The following is a 1094-nucleotide window of genomic DNA, read 5'->3' on the forward strand; positions in this document are numbered from 1 at the left end:
ATGATCACGTCGGCCCTGTCGCCGAGCAGCTCGCCCAGCAGGAACTCCGCCAGCACCACCGGAGTCGGGTAGTCGAACACCAACGTCGCCGGCAACCTCAACCCCGTGGCCGCGTTCAACCGGTTGCGCAGCTCCACAGCGGTGAGGGAGTCGAAGCCCAGCTCGCGAAACTCCCGCCGCACCTCCACCGTCTCCGGTGAGGCGTGTCCCAGCACCAGCGCCGCCTGCGCCCGCACCACCTCCACCACCAGCCGCACCCGATCGGCCTCCCCCAAACCGGCCAGCCGGCCCACCAGCACCCCATCACCCGACGCCGGCCCCGACACCGCCGACCGGCGAACCCCCCGCACCAGCCCGCGCAGCAGATGCGGCACCTCACCATGCGCCCGTACCGCCGCCACGTCGAAGCGCGCCGCCACCACCACCGCGGCCACCGCACCGGCCGCCTCGAACAGCGCGACCCCCTGCTCGACCGACAGCGGCACCACTCCCGCCCGCGCCATCCGCCGCAGATCGACCTCACCCAGCGTCCCGGTCATCCCCGCGTCCCGCGCCCACGGACCCCACGCCAGCGACACCCCCGCCAACCCCCGCGAACGCCGATGGACAGCCAGCGCGTCCAAGAACGCATTCGCCGCCGCGTAGTTGCCCTGACCCGCCCCACCGAACGTCCCCGCCACCGACGAGAACACCACGAACGCCGCCAGGTCCTCATCGCGGGTCAGCTCGTGCAGATGCCACGCCGCATCCACCTTGGGCCGCAGCACCGCATCCAGCCGTCCCGCCGTCAGCGACGGGATCGTCCCGTCATCCAGCACACCGGCGGTGTGGATCACCGCGGTCAGCGGATGCTCGGGAGCAATCCCGGCCAGCAGCGCCGCGACCTGCTCACGGTCGGCCACATCGCAGGCGGCGATCTCCACCTCGACGCCGTGCGCGATCAGCTCCGCCTGCAACTCCACCGCACCGGGGGCATCCGGACCCCGGCGACTGGCCAGCAACAGATGCCGCACACCCCGCTCGGCCACCACATGCCGCGCGAACACCGCCCCCAACCCACCGGTCCCACCAGTGATCAACACCGTCCCCTCGGG

1 protein-coding gene is annotated in these 1094 nt (G+C 72.5%); it reads right to left on the reverse strand.

All coding sequences use genetic code 11. The features are described 5' to 3' along the window. Positions 1–1082: type I polyketide synthase (locus AC5L38_RS44205; protein ID WP_495248821.1), on the reverse strand; the 1082-nt coding region annotated here is incomplete at its 3' end. Positions 1083–1094: the final 12 nt, after the last annotated feature.

The organism is Streptosporangium nanhuense, from assembly GCF_059358815.1.